We start from the raw sequence: 19,610 nt of genomic DNA, 5'->3' as shown, positions 1-19,610 counted from the left end.
AAAAGCATCATTCGAATCATGAGTTATTGAGATACACGTTCAAGCAGAGTGATCTGCTGTCGTACATAAACGATTATGTGAAAGAGGAGTGTAACCATGTCATCCCTGGACCCTGTTTTGCTCAGCCGGATACTGACCGGCCTTACCCTGTTTGTACACATCATCTTTGCCTCCATTGGTGTAGGCGTTCCCCTCATGATTGCCTTGGCCGAGTGGCGAGGGCTGCGAACCAATGATATTCATTACACCTTGCTGGCACGCCGTTGGGCGCGAGGTTTTGTCATCACCGTTGCCGTTGGCGTCGTTACGGGTACCTCGATCGGATTACAGCTCAGCCTGCTGTGGCCGATGTTTATGCGGGTCGCGGGACAGGCGATAGCCCTGCCGCTGTTTATGGAGACGTTTGCCTTTTTTATCGAGGCGATCTTTCTTGGGATTTACCTCTATACATGGGATCGTTTTAAAAAGAAATATACGCATATGCTGCTGTTGATTCCGGTAGCTCTCGGCTCATCTGCATCTGCGATATTCATTACAACGGTGAATTCCTTTATGAACCAGCCTCAGGGATTCACCCTGATTAATGGCATCATGAAGGATATCCATCCAATTGCTGCGATGCTGAATCCGGCAACGCCAACTAAAGTGTCCCATGTACTTGCCTCCTCATACACCCTGAGTGCTGGTATTCTTGCGGGGATCGCTGCCTTCAGTTTGCTCCGGGGACGAGACCATGTGTATTACAAAAAAGCACTGAAACTCACGACGGTGTCTGCGCTCGTATTTGCGATCAGCACCGTCATGATTGGAGACTCCTCCGGTAAATTTCTGGCGAAGTATCAGCCGGAGAAGCTGGCTGCCGCAGAATGGCATTTCAAAACAATGAAGAAGGCACCGCTCGTCTATGGCGGAATTCTGGACGAGAACAATGAAGTGAAATATGCCATTGAGATTCCGTATGCTCTTAGCATTTTGGCAGGTAATCGTCCAGATACGGAAGTGAAAGGTCTTGAAGAATATCCTGCGGATCTGAGGCCACCACTGTCTATTCACTATATGTTTGATCTGAAGGTCACAACCGGCGTGATTATCCTGATGATTCCTGTGCTCTATGTACTGCGTCGTTGGTTGCCAGGGCGTAAGCCGTATCCCAAATGGCTGCTGCTCGGCATTGTCTTGCTGGGACCTCTCGCCATGATTGCCATTGAACTGGGGTGGATGTTCGCCGAAGTTGGCAGGCAGCCTTGGATTTTACGTGGGTATATGAAGGTGGCGGAAGCAGCTACGACGTCAACTTCGGTAGGGTGGATGCTGGTGTTGTTCATCTTGCTGTATCTGATCCTGTGTTTCTCGTGCATTCGAGTGCTCAGCAAGCTTTTCCGTAATAAGGAAGCAGAAAAGGAACTGGAGACGCTGGGGCTTGAAGGAGGGATCGTGCATTGAGTTTCGAAATTGCAGGCATCGCGATACTGTGGACATTTTTATTCGGTTACCTGATCGTCGCTTCGATTGATTTCGGTGCTGGTTTTTTCAGCTTTTACAGCATCTTAACCGGTCACGAGAACAAAATTCATAACATCATTCAGCGCTACCTGTCTCCCGTGTGGGAAGTGACGAATGTGTTTCTGATCTTTTTTGTGGTCGGACTGGTCGGATTTTATCCGGACAGCGCCTTTTATTACGGGACGGCTTTGCTGGTTCCAGGTTCCCTGGCCATTGTACTGCTTGCCATCCGGGGCGTGTATTACGCCTACAATACCTATGGCAACCATGGGAAGAACAGCCGGATCTACATGGCATTGTACGGAGCGACGGGATTGCTGATCCCAGCGGTGTTCTCTACCATTTTGGCGATATCCGAAGGTGGGATCATTGAGCAGGTGGGCGATCAGGTGTTTTTTCGATGGCGTGAATTTTTGACGAATCCCTATACCTGGTCGGTTGTTTTGCTTGCACTGGTTAGTGTGCTGTATATCTCGGCGATGTTTCTTTCCTACTATGCGAAGCGGGCGGCGGATGAGCCGGCCTTTGAGGTGCTTCGAGAGTATGCGCTGCTCTGGAGCTTGCCGACTATTTTCGCGAGCTTTCTGGCTTTTCTGCAGATTAACAAACAGAATCCCGCACACTTTGAGCAGATGGTGAATATTTCATGGATGTTCATTGCTTCGTTTATATGTTTTGTCATTGCGGTGTCGCTGGTGTGGAAACGCAAATATCTGGGCTGGTGTTTTATCGCTGTCATGCTTCAGTTTGCCTTTGCCTGGTATGGCTATGGACGGTCCCACCTGCCGTATATCCTGTATCCTTACATTAATATTTACGACAGTTTTACGAATCGTACGATGGGGATTGCGCTGATTACGGCGTTCAGTCTGGGGCTGCTCGTGCTCATTCCTTCGCTTGTGCTGATTATGAAGCTGTTCCTGTTCGATGCCAATTATGTACGCGGTAATTCTGGTAAAAAGAAAGGATGAGTCTGTTCATGCTGCTGAACATGTTCTTACTCATGTCTCCCTTGCTGCATCCACTATCTACTGAGGGAGTCACGGGGATACCTGGTATAACCGGATTGAGCTTTTTTGAGACATTCACCATTATGTACGCCCCACCACTCATTATTGTGGCTGCGATTGCCTTTCTGTTCGTGTATCTGGCCGTATGCAAAAATCCGCAGGATTGATCGGCTGGTACGTGCATTCCCATTTGGGGTAATCTGTTGTTAAGAAATAGGAAGGGAGGAGGGCCCTTTCATGCCTAAAATCCGTTATAACAACATTGATAATGTAAGTACGGACAAAACGCTGAAGGAATTCAAGCAATGGAGGGAGCAACGGCGCAACAAAGTGAAGGACTATTCCTACACCGTGCCCAAACACCCGCCTGAACTGGATTATCTGCATGCCAACCGGGATGACACGAGTATTACCTGGATTGGTCACTCCACGTTTTTCATTCAATATTATGGATTGAACATCGTGACTGACCCGGTGTGGGCCGAAAAAATGGGATTTCAACGAAGGCTCGGTGCCCCCGGCATTCCGATTCAGGACATTCCACCGTTGGATGTCATTCTAATATCCCATTCCCACTATGATCATCTGCATCTGGCTTCCTTGCGTAAGCTGATTACAGCCAAGACGTTGCTGATCGTACCCGATGGTCTGAAGCGCAAAATGATCCGCAAAGGATTCCATCGATGCCAGGAGATGAAATGGTGGGATCATATGACACTTGGCGGAGTCAAAATAACTTTTGTTCCGGCACAGCACTGGACTCGCCGAACGCTGTTCGACACCAATACATCCCATTGGGGCGGTTATGTGTTGGAACCGAATCATCCGGCGACGACTTCAGCAGCGGAAAGTGCTGCAACAACGAGCGATCAGGACCAATCGTCAACGGAATCAGGGAAGAACGAAACAGCCAAAGAATCTGGCAGCCCGCCTGTGTTGTATTTTGTGGGTGATACAGGTTACTTCCAGGGTTTCAAAACGATTGGAGAGCGTTTTGACATTGGTGTTACCCTGATGCCCATCGGTGCCTACGATCCGGAATGGTTCATGACCTCTCAGCATGTGACACCTGAAGAAGCGTTGCAAGGATTCGTTGAATCCGGTTCCCAGCTCATGGTGCCGATGCATTACGGCACATTTAAGCTGGCGGATGATACGCCCAAGGAAGCATTGGATCGGCTGGAAGTCGAACGTGAGCGGCTTGGCATCGGTAAAGAGCGAATTCGGGTGCTAGGTCATGGCGAAACGCTTCGTATTCACCACGAGGAAGGTAAACAGGACTAACAAAAGTGATCCAAATATGTTAATGTAGGGATATGCCTGCATGAACAGTGTATTTACCAAATCTTTAATAAGTAAAAAGCGGCCAATTTTCGAATTTGCCGCTTTTTTGTGTTATAATATGGTGCCAGAATAGGCATCGGGATATTGAATCCATGATTTACGCAACTTGCTATTCATGCAGTATGCAGATTAACCAATAAAGGATGGTATGCTTAATGATCAGTACAAGCGGCATCACGCTCCGCTACGGAAAACGTGCACTTTTTGAAGATGTAAATATCAAATTCACACCAGGAAACTGTTACGGCCTCATCGGCGCCAATGGAGCCGGTAAATCAACATTCTTGAAAATTTTGTCCGGTGAAATTGAATCAAACTCGGGAGAGGTGCACATCACCCCGGGCGAACGTATGGCCGTTTTGAAGCAAAACCACTTTGAATATGATGAGTATCCAGTTCTCGAAACGGTAATTATGGGTCATAGTCGTCTCTATGCCATTATGAAAGAAAAAGATACGCTGTATGCCAAAGCGGACTTCACGGAAGAAGATGGCCTGCGTGCAGGTGAGCTTGAAGGTGAATTTGCCGAGTTGAACGGCTGGGATGCTGAGCCGGATGCAGCGGCACTCCTGATCGGTCTGGGTATCGACCGTGACATGCACGATAAGAAAATGAATGAACTGAGTGGTAACGAAAAAGTTCGTGTCCTGCTTGCACAAGCATTGTTTGGTCGTCCAAACAACCTGTTGCTCGATGAGCCTACCAACCACTTGGATCTCGAATCCATTCAATGGCTTGAGAACTTCTTGATGGACTATGAAGGTACTGTTATTGTGGTATCCCATGACCGTCACTTCCTGAACAAAGTATGTACGCACATTGCGGATATCGACTTTGGTAAAATCCAGCTGTACGTAGGTAACTATGACTTCTGGTACGAGTCCAGCCAATTGGCACTTGCTTTGCAACGTGATGCCAACAAGAAAAAAGAAGAGAAGATTAAAGAGCTTCAAGCCTTTATTCAACGTTTCTCGGCGAATGCCTCGAAATCAAAGCAGGCGACTTCCCGGAAGAAACAACTCGACAAAATTACGCTGGATGACCTTCGTCCATCGAACCGTAAATATCCATTTATCAACTTCAAACCTGAGCGTGAAGCCGGTAAACAATTGTTGACCGTAGATCGCATCAGCAAATCCATTGATGGTGTAAACATGCTGAATGATATCAGCTTTGTCGTGAACAAAGGGGATAAAATTGCATTTGTTGGCCCGAATGGTAATGCCAAGTCACTGTTGTTTGATATTCTTATGGGTGAAACGGAATTGGATAGCGGCGAATACACTTGGGGCGTAACAACAACTCAAGCTTATTTCCCGAAAGACAACTCCAAGTATTTTGACGGTGTAGACATGACGCTCGTGGATTGGCTCCGTCAATATTCCAAAGATCAGGATGAAACGTATCTGCGTGGATTCTTGGGACGTATGCTGTTCTCTGGTGAGGAATCCTTGAAAAAGGCAAGTGTACTCTCCGGGGGCGAGAAAGTTCGCTGTATGCTGGCGAAAATGATGCAGACTGGTGCTAACGCATTGATTCTGGATGAGCCTACGAACCACTTGGATCTCGAATCCATTACAGCGCTGAACAATGGCATGATTGATTTTGACGGCACCATGCTGTTTACATCCCATGACCATCAGTTCATCCAAACGATTGCTAACCGGATTATCGAAATTACGCCGAATGGCATCATTGATCGCCAAATGAGCTATGACGAATATCTGGAAAGTGATGAAATCAAAGAACTGCGCAATAAAATGTATCCGGTAGAAGCTTAAAATAAGTCTGATCTACAGGCACATTATGCATAGGAACATAGAAACACAAAAGAACCGCAAGCCTCTCTGCAGAGGGCTTGCGGTTCTTTTTGCAATCCAATGGGTTTTTCTGAGGCTCTAAGACCTAAGATCCACCAGTACGGCGACGTTGGTTGTTAGGTTTCTTGTTGTTTTGACTCTTCATCGCTTTAGGTCCGCCTTCAAAGTAGGCGCTGGATTGGTTACCGGAATTTGCTTGTTCTTTCTTTTGCGCCAGCTTCTGGCGTATAGCATCCTGCAAACTGACCTTTTTCGGTTCGTTATTTTCGCTCATCGTTATTTCCCTCCCGGTCTTACAGTAAGCCGTCCAGATTGGACGGGATGTACCTATTTTATACGTTTTACAAAAGCCCCACAAGGGCAACCTGATAAAATGCTCAAATCCTTTGGTTTGACCCAGACCAACATTCTTTCTCATCGGCTACAGCCCTGCCTTCTGGCAACTTTGTTTCGGCTTGCCTACAGCAATGCAGCCTGGCAACACTGTTTCTGTAGACCCACACGCTCCGCATTTGGTAACATGGAAAAACCGTAATACGAAACGTTAAAGGAGTGTCGCCCGGTTTGAACGCTTATGAAGAAATACGAAAAGGGGAGCGAGGGGCTTGGGTTAGCATCGTAGCCTATCTCGTCTTGTCCGCCTTTAAGCTGATCTGTGGATATTTATTTGCCTCCAGCGCATTGCTGGCGGATGGTTTTAATAACCTTACGGACATTGTGGCGTCTGTTGCTGTACTGATCGGGCTTCGGATCTCCCAGAAACCACCTGATTCGGATCATGCTTATGGTCATTTTAGAGCGGAAACTGTTGCTGCCTTGGTGGCTTCATTTATTATGGCTATGGTTGGTCTGCAAGTATTGGTTGAAGCCGTTCGTTCCTGGTATGAAGGCGCCTTTGTAGCTCCGAATCTGTGGGCGGCAGCGGTGGCTGTGGTCTGTGCGGTCGTGATGTTGGGCGTGTATCGTTACAATCACCGTCTGGCTAAACAAATTAACAGTCAGGCACTGATGGCTGCGGCCAAAGATAATCGTTCGGATGCATGGGTCAGTATAGGCGCTGCAGTTGGGATTATAGGTGCGCAGTTCGGACTTCCTTGGCTGGATAAAGTAGCTGCGATTGCTGTAGGTTTGTTGATCTGCAAGACGGCTTGGGAGATTTTCCGGGATTCAACTCATCGTCTGACGGATGGATTTGATCAGAAAGAACTGACGGATCTTAGATCCTCTGTGGCTCGGGTTCCCGGCGTTGAGATGATCAAGGATGTGAAGGCACGTGTGCATGGCAGTCATGTACTTGTGGATGTGGTGATTGAAGTGGACGGAGGCCTCAGCCTGATTGAAGGCCATCAGATCTGTGACCGAGTGGAAGAGCGGTTGAAGCGATCGCATAACATCATGCATGTGCATGTACATGTGGAACCGAAGATGGATGAGGTCACGGGAAACACTTGAACAGGGCGTGAACATGTTGGAAAATCAAAAGAGGACAGCCGCGATAATGCGCGCTGTCCTCTTTACTTATCGTTAGAACGATTATACGATATTATTGAATGGCAACGTGGATCCACGCTTTGCCTTTCCACGTGTATACTTGCACCCACTCGCCACCGTCGAATCCGTCAACGACTTCACCTGTTGTGTCGATGACTTGGGAGCTCAGTGCACCGATTGGTTTACCGTTAGGTGCATCATAGAACCAAGTGCGCTCAAGCAAGTTCAGCAACATTGTAGGTACCAGCACTTCATCGCCTGGTTTTACAAGTGGCTCTTCAAACATTTTGTCATCTGTAGTTGTAGCTGGAGTTTCCGTTGTCGTTGAAGTACCCTCTGTGTCTGTAGTTTCTGTAGTTGTACCTGTTACTGTCTCAGCAGAACCTTCCACCGTTTCAACAGCAGGTTTGTTCACTTCAACAGCCGGAGTTGTTGTCGTTGTTGGCGTCGTCGTAGCTTCTGTTCCTGTTTCCGGAGTCACTGTTCCAGTAACCGCTTCCTCAGCACCAGCAGCGGCAGCCATCGAACCCATCAACGTTAATGCAGCGGCAAAACTTACGATTTTTTTCATTTGTGTTTCCTCCTCGGTTTGTTATGTAATTTGTTGTCCTGTGTTAAAAGTAACCAAGCAAGCTACCCTATGAATCACAAATTATAACAATATTTTCTTGCATTCTCCAGTGTCAACTGGCGCATATGTGGGTATATAGCAAGCCTGTAAATATCATACTTCGGTGGGATAAAACCGGGTTGGCTATCTCAAAAAAGTCCTGTTTTTAGCGATTCAGTGGGCGAGCGGATTGGAATAAAGCAGGAGGGAGTGCAATACATAATATAGAAAAGTTGACCTATGTCTGAACGCACAAAAGCCAATCGGCTTGGTAGCACGATCGGCTTTTGTATGTATTCATTATTAAGCATTCAGTCATAAGAGAGCCTGGGGTTATCGCATTCGGCTGCGTCCCGTAATAAGGGAGATTACGAACAGTACTACAAAGATGAAGAAGAGTACTTTAGCGATTGAAGCAGCTGCTTCAACAATACCGAAGAATCCGAAAATACCTGCTACCAGTGCAATAATTAGAAATAATACAGACCATTTCAACATGAGGTTTCATCCTTTCGTTTACTTAATTGTGGAGTGAGTTGTGTTCACCTCACCGCCTTGTGTAGTCTAACTTTAACCGGGGGCTATCCGGTTGAAACATTGGTTTTTTTTCCAACCGCGGGCATAGTTGAAGTAACAAGTTATTTTGTTTCGTCCGGGAAATCGCCGGGTAACTATAGCAATAACAAACTGATGCACATATGGAAAGCGAGGTTCTTCTATGATCTATCAAATTAGCGTGGCCCTGATTGCAGTGGCATTTGCAGTACTGGTTTTCTTTTTAATTCGTACCTTGAAATCCGCCCAAGGTTCTTTGGACAATGTCTCACAGACATTGCAGGAGGTACAGAAGACCATTGATGAACTTAGTTATGAAGTGAAGCAGACGGTAAGACACGCCAATGATATTACGGTGGATGTACAGCACAAAATGAAAAAAATCGATCCTGTTATGGAATCTGTTGAGAATCTGGGAGAAGTGTTGAATGAAGTGACGGCAGCAGCGAAACAAGTCTCCACGACGCTGATGGCGAAATTTCAGACCAAACGCAACAACACTGAACAGACCAAGCATGCTGAAGAGGTTCATGTAACTGCACCGCCTGCTACATCAACGGATCGTACCCTACAATCCTATGAAGTTACATATAATGGTGATGCTAAGGGCGGGAAAAACTGGATGAAGTATATTGATGTTGCAGCGAATGTATGGCAACGGATGCGTAAATAACATGATCGCTTTGTAATCCAAAAAGAAACCTTCAGAGCGGTGATGAACCTGATGAAAGGGTGAGAATCATGATGAAACTACTGCTTGTGATGTTTAGCGTAATTTCTCCCTTTTCCGTTCAACCGGCAGCGGTACCCGCTGCTCACGATATGCAATGGACGGCAATGGAAGAGAAGGCGTCAGAGGTGACTCTGGCTGTTGATCGATCCGAGACTTTCCAGCATTTTCGGACTCTGAATGGCGTTTCTCTGGATGACACCATGAACGATGTGTTGGCCAAGAAGGGCCAGCCGGTGCATAAGCAGGAAGATCCTTATCTGGGGTGCCCTGAATATCACTTTCATGATGTGAAGGTTGGCTTGTGTGAAGATACGGATGTCATTCAATATGTGCATATCGATGCTTCTGAGAATCACATCAAGTTAAATGGGAAGAGAATCGAGATGAATATTGAAGCGATCCATCAAGCTTTAGGCAAACCCTATTATGTGGCTGAGGACGGAGAAGTATTTCTCCGTGGAGATCAGGCGTTAAAGGTATATATGAAGTCAGGCTCTAGCCAGATCGACGGCATTGATCTTTTTGATGACACGGTTTCCTAGGATTGGTTATTATTAAATCGTTTCATTCCCAAATAGTATGGTTATATACTAAGTAGCTCGATAAAGAAGATTAAATCAGAGGAGAGTGGAAACGATGAATTCAACCAATGCGCAAGCTTATGCAAAAGTGGTAGAAAACGGAGTCCAGGCGGTAGAAGCGGTGAAAGAATTGCAGATTACCGGATACCTTGCTGATCATATCTTTGTTCTCGCCCATGAGAAAGATCGTACAGATCGAATTGCTGATACGGCAGATGCCAAAGAAATTGGCATTAAGGAAGAAGGCGTATTTGATTCCTTGGCGAATCTGTTCCGCTCACGTGGTGATGAACTCCGGGCCAAAATTGTATCGATGGGCTTTACCGAAGCCGAGGCCGACTTCTACGAGAGTGAACTTGACAAGGGTAAAGTGCTTGTTATTGCTAAAAAGAAAGATTAACCGATATACGTCGCAAGTTGAAGCTTTGCTGAACATGGACGAGCTTCTGAATCACTTCTGTAAAATGCTTAATCAAAAACATAGATAAGGAATGGGGCTTTCCCCATTCCTTATCTATGTTTTTGCAAGTTTGGAAGCGGGATCAGAACGCTGCAAAAACAGGGTAATAAGCGGGGGATTTCCCCTGCGATGGTGCCATTTACTGATAGAAGTTTTTTACTTTTAAGATTATAGTTATACTAGGAATTATTATGTCTACTGCCGTGTTGTATGCAAAATTTGTATAATCAACGTTCGTTTTAATCTAATAAGAATCGACAAACCCGGACGCCACAGATAAGGAGATATCAATGAGAATACTTATTGTTGACGACAATCCGACGAATGTCATTATCATTCGAGAAATTCTGAAAAAAGAAAACTATCGTGACATTGTAACGGCAAGTTCCGCTATGGAAATGTTTGAAGTTTTGGGAATTGGGGAGGAAAGCAACGAACCACGTCCAAGACCGTCGGATATTGACCTGATTTTGCTAGATATGATGATGCCTGAGATGGATGGTATCGAAGCCTGCAGTATTGTGCAGAAATTTGAAAATCTGAAGGATATACCGATTATTATGGTGACTGCCATCGGTGACTCCAAGAAACTTGCCGAAGCATTGGATGCGGGTGCATCTGACTATGTAACCAAACCGATTAACAAAGTCGAACTGATGGCGAGAATTCGACTCGCGCTTCGTTTGAAACAGGAGAAGGATTGGCATAAAGAGCGGGATCAACGCATTCAGGATGAGCTGAAGCTGGCAGCAATGGTTCAAAATGCCGTATTAAGTCCGGCAATCCGTGATCCACTGTTTCAAGTGCATGCCATCTATAAACCATCATTTGAGCTTGCGGGTGACCTCTATTCATGGTATCCCCTTGGGGAAGGCCGTTACGGAGTACTCTTGCTCGACATGATGGGACATGGAATATCTTCATCCTTGTTTACCATGTTTATTGCTTCTGTGTTGAAAGATACGGTTACGACCTATGTCGATCCAGAGAAGGTCATTCAGGAATTGAACCGTCGTTTCAACCAGCTCCATCTGGAAAAACAATTGGTGCAGTACTATTTCACGGCAATCTATCTGGTCGTTGATACACGAATGAAGCGTATTGATTATGTTAACGCAGGGCATCCACCTGCTTTATTTTTCCGAAACGACGGCAGTGTGACTACATTTGACAGCGTCTGCTGTCCGGTGGGGTTATTTGACAAAATGGACATTGAACCACAAACGATTCATTACGAGGGTGATGGGCATATTGCACTCTATACGGATGGATTATTGGAAGCTGTTCAGGGTGGGCAGGAGGAGCAACACGAATTCCTGGTCGAAAAACTGACCGGCTCACATCAATGGAATGAAGCTGCCATGCAGGCATTATTTTTCGACGACGAAATTCCCCAGGAACGGGATGATGATAAATGTCTGGTCTGGATTACTTTGGATAAAGGAGCGGGGGCTGAATGAAGATCAGGAATAAACTGCTGATTGGCTTTACCGCTCTAATGGCCATTTTGATCGTACTCACGTTTGTGAGCTATGAACGGCTGAACAGCAGTAATCAGCAGATTGATCAGATGTATCAGGAGCGTTATCTCAAAGTAAGATACACGTCTGCTGCACGTGGAGAAGTTAATGACATTGCCAAAGTGCTGGCTAACTTGTTATTAAATCCGAACAATTCGATTAGTGCAGCTGACGGTGACCTCAAGGAGATGAAAGATCGGGGTGACGGTTATCTCGAAGAAGTAAGAAACCGGGCGGACAGTGCACCTGAGCATCAGCTGGTGGATCGTGTGAATTCGGCGTGGGCTGCTTATACATCCTACGCAACGAGACAGATCAGCCTGATGTCCCAAAACCGGGTAGAAGATGCGAATAACTACCGCAATGCAACAGGACTCGCGGTGCAAAAAGAGGCCGTGGATAGTTTAAATGCTCTTTCTCGCTATCAGGATCAAGAGATTGATGCCGAGATCAAGGACGCTAACGCAGCGTATACGAGAGCGGTGCAGATCACCATAAGTATCATGATTGCCGGATTGTTGCTGGCACTGGGTGTCATTATGTGGGTGCTGCCTAGTATTACGCGTGGGCTGAATACCGTTTCGATGATGATCACCAGTTTCGGTAAAGGCCGCTATCGTACAATTCGGCGCATCCAGGTCAAGTCGACGGACGAGATTGGTCAGATTGCCACAGTATTCAAAGATGTATCCAGCGATCTGGAAGAAAAACTGGAAGTCGAGAAAGCCTATGTGCAGGCTCAACAGGATCAGAACTGGATGAGTTCGAACATCGCAAGAGTTCCGGAGCTGCTTCGGGGCATTGGTTCCATTCGACAGATCTCACAGATGTTTATCAGTGAGTTCACACCTGTTCTTGGTGCTCAGTTGGGTGTCGTGTATCTGGTCGATGAGGAGAAACATCCCGACGAACTGAGACGCTACGGTGCATATGCATTTGAAGAGAACGAAGACGTTGGTAAAGAAATGTACCGGATCGGTGAAGGTCTGATTGGTCAAGCTGCGCTGGATATGACACCGATTGTTCTGGAAAATACGCCGGAAGATTATGTGCATATTGGTTCAGCTTCAGGTTCAACACGTGCTGCGGGCATCATGATCTATCCTGTCGTGTTCGAAGATGAATTGATTGGTGTTGTTGAACTGGCTTCCTTTGAAGGGTTCAATGAACTTCATAAACAATTGTTCGCTCAACTGATCATGAACCTGGGCGTTATTCTGAACAACGTTCGACGTCGTTTGCGTGTAGAGGAGCTGCTTCGTGAATCCCAGGCACTGACGGAGGAACTACAGGTTCAGTCGGAAGAATTGCAGACACAGCAAGAAGAACTGCGCCGTTCCAATGAGAATCTGGAGGAGCAGACAGAGGCGCTTAAACGTTCCGAAGAACTGCTGCAGCGCCAGCAGGAAGAGTTGGAACATTTTAATACCGAGCTTATTGCCAAGACGCGGGCACTTGAAGAGCAGGTACGTGAAGTCGAAGAGAAGAATGACGAAATTGAGAAAACGAAGACACAGTTGGAACAGCAAGCTACACAGCTGTCGATGACAAGCAAGTACAAGTCCGAATTTTTGGCCAATATGTCGCATGAACTCCGTACACCACTGAACAGTTTGCTCATTTTGTCCCAGTTATTGTCGGAGAACAAGGGTGGAAATCTGACTGACAAGCAGCAGGAATACGCACAAACCATCTACATGTCGGGTGCGGATCTGCTGAAGATGATTGATGAGATTCTGGATCTGTCCAAAGTGGACGCAGGCAAGATGGATATCAATTATGAGACGGTTCGAATGGAAGAGCTGACCAGCTTTGTTCAGCAAAACTTTGGACCGATGGCGAATAAAAAAGAGCTGAATTTGAACATCGAGTTCGACAGCGATTTACCGGAATGGGTCTATACCGACAGTCATCGCGTCAAACAGATTTTACGGAATTTGTTGTCGAACGCGTTCAAGTTTACCAATCGTGGTTCGGTCAGTCTGATTGGACGACGGATGAAACCGGAAGAGCTGCCGGGTTACATGAACACGAATCAGGAATATCTCGGATTTAGTGTAAAAGACACCGGCATTGGTATTCCATCGGACAAGACGGATCTGATCTTTGAAGCGTTCCAGCAAGTGGATGGGACAACAAGTCGGAAATACGGCGGAACTGGTCTGGGATTGTCCATTAGCAGGGAACTGGCACGTTTGCTTGGTGGTGCAATACAGGTGGAATCATCCGAGGGAGAAGGTAGTTGCTTTACCTTGTACCTGCCGGATAATCATGAAGAGGAAGCCCTAGCCGAGGAAGGTGCTTCAAAAGAAGCTGCAGTATCTTCAGAGGGGCTGTATGAACAGTCCATGGAAACACGGACCATGCTTTCAAGTCATCAGTCCATTCTCTCTCCTGATCCGGAGCGTAGCGTAGGTACGGACCTTTCTCCTACCCATACGCCTGAAGTAACGCAGATCGAAGATGATCGGGAAAATCTGATGGAAGGTGACAAAATCCTTCTCATTATTGAGGATGACGTGAACTTTGCACATATTTTGATGGATATGGCCAGAGGAAGAGGATTCAAGGCACTTGTTGCCCTGCAAGGGGATAAAGGACTTGAAATGGCACGTCAATATCTCCCGGATGCCATTATTCTGGATATTCAATTGCCGGTTATGGACGGTTGGACCATTCTGGGTGAGCTGAAGAGCAGTTCGGCAACACGCCACATCCCGGTACATGTCATTTCGGTTATTGATGATATGAAGCAAGGTCTGATGATGGGCGCTATCGCGTATCTGAAAAAACCTTCCAGCAAGGATTCACTGGATAAAGCTTTCTCGCATATCAAATCCTATACCGAGAATCAGTTGAAACAATTGTTGATTGTGGAAGATGATGAGATTCAGCGTAAAGCCATTATTGAATTGATTGGTCATGACGATGTGGCAATCACAGCAGTATCCACAGGCAGTGAGGCTTTGAATGAGTTACACACCCAGCGTTATGACTGCATGGTACTGGATCTGATGTTAACGGATATGACCGGATTCGAGTTGCTCGACCAGATTCGGGATGATGAATATCTGAACGATCTGCCGATTATAATTTATACAGGCAAAGAACTGGATTCCAAGGAAGAAATGAAGCTGCGTAAATACGCGGAATCGATCATTATCAAGGATGTGAAGTCACCGGAACGTTTGCTGGATGAAACTACATTGTTCCTACATCGGGTAGAGGCCAATTTGCCGGAAGACAAGCGTCGAATCTTGCAGAAGCTGCACAACAAGGAAACGTTGTTTGAAGGCAAGAAAATATTGCTTGTAGATGACGATATTCGTAATGTATTTGCCCTTTCAAGTGTCCTTGAAGGCTATCGCATGGATGTAACGTTTGCAGAGAACGGCCGTGAGGCTCTGGAGATTCTGGAGAAAAATCCGGAAATTGATCTGGTACTGATGGACATGATGATGCCAGAAATGGACGGTTATGAAGCGATGACACGAATCAGACAGATTCCGCAGTTTGAAAAGTTGCCGATTATCGCGCTTACGGCTAAAGCCATGAAAGAGGATCGAGGCAAGTGTATTGAGGCCGGAGCATCTGATTATGTGAAAAAACCGATCCAGACGGATCAATTATTATCCTTAATGCGCGTATGGCTGTATTCGTAAGTTCATTATTCGTAAGTACATTGTTTGGGTAATGAAAGACAATACGACGAATACGCAAGTAACAAATGAAGAAGTGGAGAGAATTTATGACACCGTGGGAACCTACCGAGACGGGGGCAGATTTGGTCCGTATGCCGCAAGATGAAGAGCGCGAGCTGATCGAGATTGAGTTGCTGTTGGAAGGCATGCACCGTTTATATGGATATGATTTTAGAAACTATGCACTGCCATCCCTGAAACGAAGAATCTGGCATCATGCACATGCCGAAGGTGTTAAGAGCATATCCGGCTTGCAGGAGCGTGTGCTTCATGACCGTTCCGCGTTTGAACGTTTTGTACAGAATTTGTCCATCCCTGTGACGGAAATGTTTCGAGATCCCTCGCTTTTCCGAATGTTTCGGGAACAGATTATTCCTATTCTGAGAACCTATCCGTATATCCGAATATGGCATGCGGGTTGCTCTACGGGAGAGGAAGTCTATTCCATGGCCATCATGTTGCATGAGGAAGGGCTGTATGACAAGGCAAGAATCTACGCAACGGATATGAATGATCGCTCATTGCAGCAGGCCAAAGAAGGCGTCTACGGTATTGAGAAAATGAAACTGTTTACTACAAATTATTTGGAGGCAGGGGGTACCAGAGCCTTCTCCGAGTACTATACAGCGAAATATAATTCGGTGATATTTCATCCTTTTCTAAGGAAGAACATCATATTCGCCGAGCACAATCTGGCAACAGACCGGTCATTTAATGAGTTTAATGTTATCTTTTGCCGCAATGTCATGATTTATTTCAATGATGAATTGCGGAACCATGTGCATGGGCTGTTTCACGAGAGCTTGAGCCACTTTGGTATTCTGGTTCTGGGGTCTAAAGAATCGATACATTTTACAGAGTTCAGTGATACCTATGAGCCATTAGACCGGACCGAAAAAATATACCGGAAGATCAAATAGGGGGTTAGGGTTAGCCATGGGGCTCAATGAACCAATCCATATATTATTGGTAGATGACCGCCCTGAGAACTTGCTTGCTCTTGAAGCAGTTCTGGAATCGGAACAATATAAACTCGTTAAGGCAACTTCTGGAGAAGAGGCACTCCGCTGTCTGCTAAAAGACGAATTTGCGGTTATCGTACTTGATGTACAGATGCCTGGAATGGACGGAATTGAGACAGCAAAGTTAATTAAGGCACGGGACAAGTCCAAGGATGTGCCGATCATATTCATCTCTGCGAATAGCAGAGAGGCTGAGCACTTGTTTGCCGGATATTCGGCCGGGGCCATTGATTACATGGTTAAGCCATTTATTCCTCAGATTTTGAAATCGAAGATCGAGGGCTTTGTGGAGATGTTTATCACCAATAAACGATTGAAAACACAGACCATGCTGCTTCACCAGAAGACACAGGAACTGGAGAAGATGAACCAACAACTCATTCAGGCCAAGGAAGAAGCGGAAATTGCAGCCAATGCGAAGACTGAATTTCTGGCGATGATGAGCCATGAGATTCGCACACCGATGAACGGAGTTATCGGCATGGTGGATCTGCTGATGGAGACGGAATTGAAGGACGATCAGAAGGAATACGCAGACATCGTTCGTCGCAGTGCGGATGCACTCGTCACGGTCATCAATGACATTCTTGACTTCACCAAGATGGAATCCGGCAAAATGGAACTTGAAGAGCATCCTTTTGAACTTGTCTCCTGTATTCGGGAAGTACTGGGATTGTTTGCGGCAGAAGCAGGCAAAAAGAATTTGGAACTGGATTATTTCCTGGAAGATTCGGTCCCTGAATTGATTTACGGAGATATGGCAAGGCTACGCCAGGTTCTCTTGAATCTCATTGCTAATGCGATCAAATTTACCGACCAGGGCGGGGTATATCTGATTGTGTCAGTGAATGAGGAGAAGGACGGACAAATGGCGTTGGAGTTTGCTGTTAAGGACACGGGAATAGGCATCGCGTCAGACAAAGTTGATCGCCTGTTCAAGCCGTTTTCCCAACTGGATACATCCATGACACGGAAGTACGGCGGAACAGGCCTTGGCTTGGCGATCTGCAAGACGCTGGTTGAAATGATGGGTGGACAGATCTATCTCGACACCAAGGAGCAACGGGGAGCAACGTTTATATTTACGATTCAGGCGAAACGTTATGTGGAAACGGAACTGGTTCAGAGGAACGGGGAAGAGAAGCTGACGGATGTAAAGAATGAGAATAAATATCCCACGGTATTAATTGTGGATGACCATCCCATTAACCAGAAGCTGATGGCGATTATGCTCAGTAAGCTTGGGTTGCTCTCGGACATCGCTGAAGATGGACAGAGCGCACTGGACATGGTCCTGAGCAGCCGTTATCCCTATGACTATGTGTTCATGGATCTGCAGATGCCTGTTATGGACGGTCTGGAGTGCACACGGCGGATACGAGAGAGCCTGTCCCCGTCTACTCAGCCGATCATTATAGCGATGACGGCTAATGTTATGGAAGGCATTCAGCAACGCTGTACTGCCGCAGGCATGGATGATTATATTAGTAAACCGGTGAAGATGGGTAATGTAAAACAGAAAATAGCCCAGTTTCAAAAACAACGCCAAATGTTAAACTCAGGCCCATCTGCCATGAATCATGCCAATTGAAATATTTGCCAAACTTCTTTTTGTTTCACGCGTGCTGAAGTTGGGTTATTAGGTAAGGAAACCATTGATCAGGAGAGAGATGTCTAATGAATACAAATAAGAATGAAAAATTCAATGCAAGAACTGAAACACAGGACGGCGTGTGCACGGTGTATCTGACTGGCGAACTGGATTTGTCGGTTGCTCCTGACTTCCGTTTGGTAATGGAGCCGCTCGTGGATAACAAGGAACAGGATCTTTTGATTAACATGAAAGAATTGAAGTATATCGATAGTACAGGGATTGGTATCCTGTTATCTGTTCTGAAGGCAAGACATGGAATGGAAGCTCGTTTTGAAGTACAGGAAGTTCCTGCGCAAATCCAGAAACTTTTTGATATGACGGGCATCGCCAAATTCTTTGTCACACAGAAGAATTCCCAATAGGAAAGGATCGAAAAAGGAATGAATGCAGAAGTTCAAAGAGTCACCCTTAATCTACCGGCGACAGCTGATTACGTTGATATTGTAAGACTCAATCTTTATGGAGTAGCATCCAAAATGGGATTCTCTTATGAAGACATTGAGGATATGAAAGTGGCTGTATCCGAAGCCTGTAACAACTCTGTACTGTATGCCTACTCACACGAAGGCGGCATGGTTGAAGTCGTATTTGAAGTGGACGGCGAAACACTGTCCATTACTGTCAAAGACGAAGGTGCCAGCTTCGAAAATATGAACCCCGCTGTGTCACGTGCCGGTCTTCACGACAAAGAACTGACAGAAGCACAGATTGGCGGACTTGGGTTCTACCTGATGCAAGCCTTGATGGACGATGTCAGTGTGGAAAGTGAGACGGGCAAAGGTACGAAGGTAGTACTCGTAAAACGTCTTGCAAGAAGTGAGGAGAAAGTATGAATGAAAAAGTGACTCCCCCAGAGTCCATGTCTGAAGCTATTGGTTTGATCTGGGAATACCAGCAGACCCAAGATAATGAAATTGCAACAGTTCTCATCCGTAAATATGAACCGATGGTAAAGATGGCAGCAGGTAAAATTGCTCGGAATCGTCCCGATCTATACGAAGACTTGTATCAGACCGGGCAGATGGCATTGATTCGATTGCTTAAGCAATACGATATCAACCTGGGTATTCCGTTTGAACCTTATGCCATGAAGAGCATGATCGGTCATATGAAGAACTATTTGCGAGATAAATCCTGGTATATTCAGGTGCCCCGGAGGATCAAGGAAAAGGGCGCACTTGTGCAACATGCCATTGATGAGTTAACAGTGAAGCTGGAGCGCTCACCTGGTGTGAACGAGATTGCTGAATACCTTGATTTGACCGCGGAAGAGACGATTGAAGTGCTGGCTGGTCGGGAATGTTATCACTATGTGTCACTGGATTCTCCGTTATCTCAGGATGACAGTGCTGCGACATTGGGTGAGCTGATCAGTGCAGATGTGAATGACTTCGATTCGGTCGAAAAACGGATGGACTTGCAACAGGCATTGGGACAATTGAAGGAACAAGAGCAGAAGGTACTTATTCTAGCATTCCAAGATGGCCAATCTCAGCGGGCAATTGCCCAGAAGCTTGGTGTTTCACAGATGAGTGTATCGCGGATTCAGAAGCGAGCTACAGAGAAGCTGAAACAGATCATGTCGAATGCTTCAATGTTATGATAA

At 46.1% G+C, this 19,610-nt stretch carries 19 protein-coding genes; 16 read left to right on the top strand and 3 right to left on the bottom strand.

All coding sequences use genetic code 11. From position 1 onward, the window contains the following. Window positions 1-96 precede the first annotated feature (96 nt). From NYE45_RS25370 to NYE45_RS25350, 5 genes are all read left to right on the top strand, one after another. Window positions 97-1,443 (top strand): cytochrome ubiquinol oxidase subunit I, encoded by a 1,347-nt coding sequence (locus tag NYE45_RS25370; protein ID WP_340014470.1) that lies wholly within the window; start codon window positions 97-99, stop codon window positions 1,441-1,443. Next, on the top strand, window positions 1,440-2,474 hold the full coding sequence (locus tag NYE45_RS25365) for a cytochrome d ubiquinol oxidase subunit II (RefSeq protein WP_340014469.1): 1,035 nt from the start codon (window positions 1,440-1,442) through the stop codon (window positions 2,472-2,474). The genes NYE45_RS25370 and NYE45_RS25365 overlap by 4 nt, the downstream gene beginning before the upstream one ends. 8 nt (window positions 2,475-2,482) lie before the next feature. Continuing rightward, window positions 2,483-2,680 (top strand): hypothetical protein, encoded by a 198-nt coding sequence (locus NYE45_RS25360; protein ID WP_145152351.1) that lies wholly within the window; start codon window positions 2,483-2,485, stop codon window positions 2,678-2,680. Window positions 2,681-2,750: 70 nt separating this feature from the next. Beyond that, window positions 2,751-3,797 (top strand): MBL fold metallo-hydrolase, encoded by a 1,047-nt coding sequence (locus NYE45_RS25355; RefSeq protein WP_340014468.1) that lies wholly within the window; start codon window positions 2,751-2,753, stop codon window positions 3,795-3,797. Window positions 3,798-4,012: 215 nt separating this feature from the next. Further along, window positions 4,013-5,638: an ATP-binding cassette domain-containing protein gene (locus NYE45_RS25350; RefSeq protein WP_062836460.1), complete on the top strand. Its 1,626-nt coding sequence runs from the start codon at window positions 4,013-4,015 to the stop codon at window positions 5,636-5,638. Window positions 5,639-5,762: 124 nt separating this feature from the next. On the opposite strand, the gene NYE45_RS25345 is transcribed toward NYE45_RS25350, so the two are convergent. Next, window positions 5,763-5,951, bottom strand: coding sequence for a hypothetical protein (locus tag NYE45_RS25345; RefSeq protein ID WP_017692261.1), 189 nt, complete (start codon window positions 5,949-5,951; stop codon window positions 5,763-5,765). A 290-nt stretch (window positions 5,952-6,241) separates the two neighbouring features. Here NYE45_RS25345 and NYE45_RS25340 point away from each other — a divergent pair, with 290 nt between their 5' ends. Then, window positions 6,242-7,129, top strand: a complete 888-nt coding sequence (locus NYE45_RS25340; RefSeq protein ID WP_340014467.1) for a cation diffusion facilitator family transporter — start codon at window positions 6,242-6,244, stop codon at window positions 7,127-7,129. Between the two features lie 91 nt (window positions 7,130-7,220). On the opposite strand, the gene NYE45_RS25335 is transcribed toward NYE45_RS25340, so the two are convergent. After that, entirely contained in the window at window positions 7,221-7,739 is a 519-nt protein-coding gene (locus NYE45_RS25335) for a hypothetical protein (RefSeq protein ID WP_340014466.1), read from the bottom strand. 372 nt (window positions 7,740-8,111) lie between these two features. Beyond that, a complete protein-coding gene (locus NYE45_RS25330) occupies window positions 8,112-8,276 on the bottom strand; it encodes a DUF1328 domain-containing protein (RefSeq protein ID WP_017692264.1) in 165 nt (54 codons plus the stop codon). A gap of 220 nt (window positions 8,277-8,496) precedes the next feature. Here NYE45_RS25330 and NYE45_RS25325 point away from each other — a divergent pair, with 220 nt between their 5' ends. The 10 genes from NYE45_RS25325 to NYE45_RS25280 all read left to right on the top strand — a co-directional run bounded on the left by NYE45_RS25325 (window position 8,497) and on the right by NYE45_RS25280 (window position 19,607). Continuing rightward, the gene (locus NYE45_RS25325) at window positions 8,497-9,006 is read left to right on the top strand and encodes a DUF948 domain-containing protein (protein ID WP_340014465.1); all 510 of its coding nucleotides are present in this window, start codon (window positions 8,497-8,499) and stop codon (window positions 9,004-9,006) included. A 68-nt stretch (window positions 9,007-9,074) separates the two neighbouring features. Continuing rightward, entirely contained in the window at window positions 9,075-9,608 is a 534-nt protein-coding gene (locus tag NYE45_RS25320; RefSeq protein ID WP_340014464.1) for a hypothetical protein, read from the top strand. Between the two features lie 94 nt (window positions 9,609-9,702). Beyond that, the gene (locus tag NYE45_RS25315) at window positions 9,703-10,047 is read left to right on the top strand and encodes a general stress protein (protein WP_062836465.1); all 345 of its coding nucleotides are present in this window, start codon (window positions 9,703-9,705) and stop codon (window positions 10,045-10,047) included. 350 nt (window positions 10,048-10,397) lie between these two features. Then, window positions 10,398-11,567, top strand: a complete 1,170-nt coding sequence (locus NYE45_RS25310; protein ID WP_062836466.1) for a fused response regulator/phosphatase — start codon at window positions 10,398-10,400, stop codon at window positions 11,565-11,567. Further along, entirely contained in the window at window positions 11,564-15,289 is a 3,726-nt protein-coding gene (locus NYE45_RS25305) for a response regulator (RefSeq protein WP_340014463.1), read from the top strand. The genes NYE45_RS25310 and NYE45_RS25305 overlap by 4 nt, the downstream gene beginning before the upstream one ends. A gap of 86 nt (window positions 15,290-15,375) precedes the next feature. Continuing rightward, on the top strand, window positions 15,376-16,248 hold the full coding sequence (locus NYE45_RS25300) for a protein-glutamate O-methyltransferase CheR (protein WP_036606984.1): 873 nt from the start codon (window positions 15,376-15,378) through the stop codon (window positions 16,246-16,248). A 16-nt stretch (window positions 16,249-16,264) separates the two neighbouring features. Next, window positions 16,265-17,941 carry a response regulator gene (locus tag NYE45_RS25295; protein ID WP_340014462.1) on the top strand — a complete coding sequence of 559 codons (1,677 nt, stop codon included), beginning with the start codon at window positions 16,265-16,267 and terminating at the stop codon, window positions 17,939-17,941. Window positions 17,942-18,027: 86 nt separating this feature from the next. Further along, complete coding sequence (locus NYE45_RS25290; protein WP_017692272.1) at window positions 18,028-18,366, top strand: STAS domain-containing protein; 339 nt, start codon at window positions 18,028-18,030, stop codon at window positions 18,364-18,366. A gap of 18 nt (window positions 18,367-18,384) precedes the next feature. After that, window positions 18,385-18,837 carry an anti-sigma B factor RsbW gene (gene rsbW, locus NYE45_RS25285; protein WP_062836469.1) on the top strand — a complete coding sequence of 151 codons (453 nt, stop codon included), beginning with the start codon at window positions 18,385-18,387 and terminating at the stop codon, window positions 18,835-18,837. Then, window positions 18,834-19,607, top strand: coding sequence for a sigma-70 family RNA polymerase sigma factor (locus NYE45_RS25280; protein ID WP_169481484.1), 774 nt, complete (start codon window positions 18,834-18,836; stop codon window positions 19,605-19,607). The genes rsbW and NYE45_RS25280 overlap by 4 nt, the downstream gene beginning before the upstream one ends. Window positions 19,608-19,610: the final 3 nt, after the last annotated feature.

This window comes from Paenibacillus sp. FSL K6-1318 (genome assembly GCF_037976905.1).
Classification (GTDB): domain Bacteria; phylum Bacillota; class Bacilli; order Paenibacillales; family Paenibacillaceae; genus Paenibacillus; species Paenibacillus amylolyticus_A.
Note: the sequence above shows the minus strand (reverse complement) of the source record. Positions and strands in the feature narration are given on the sequence as shown.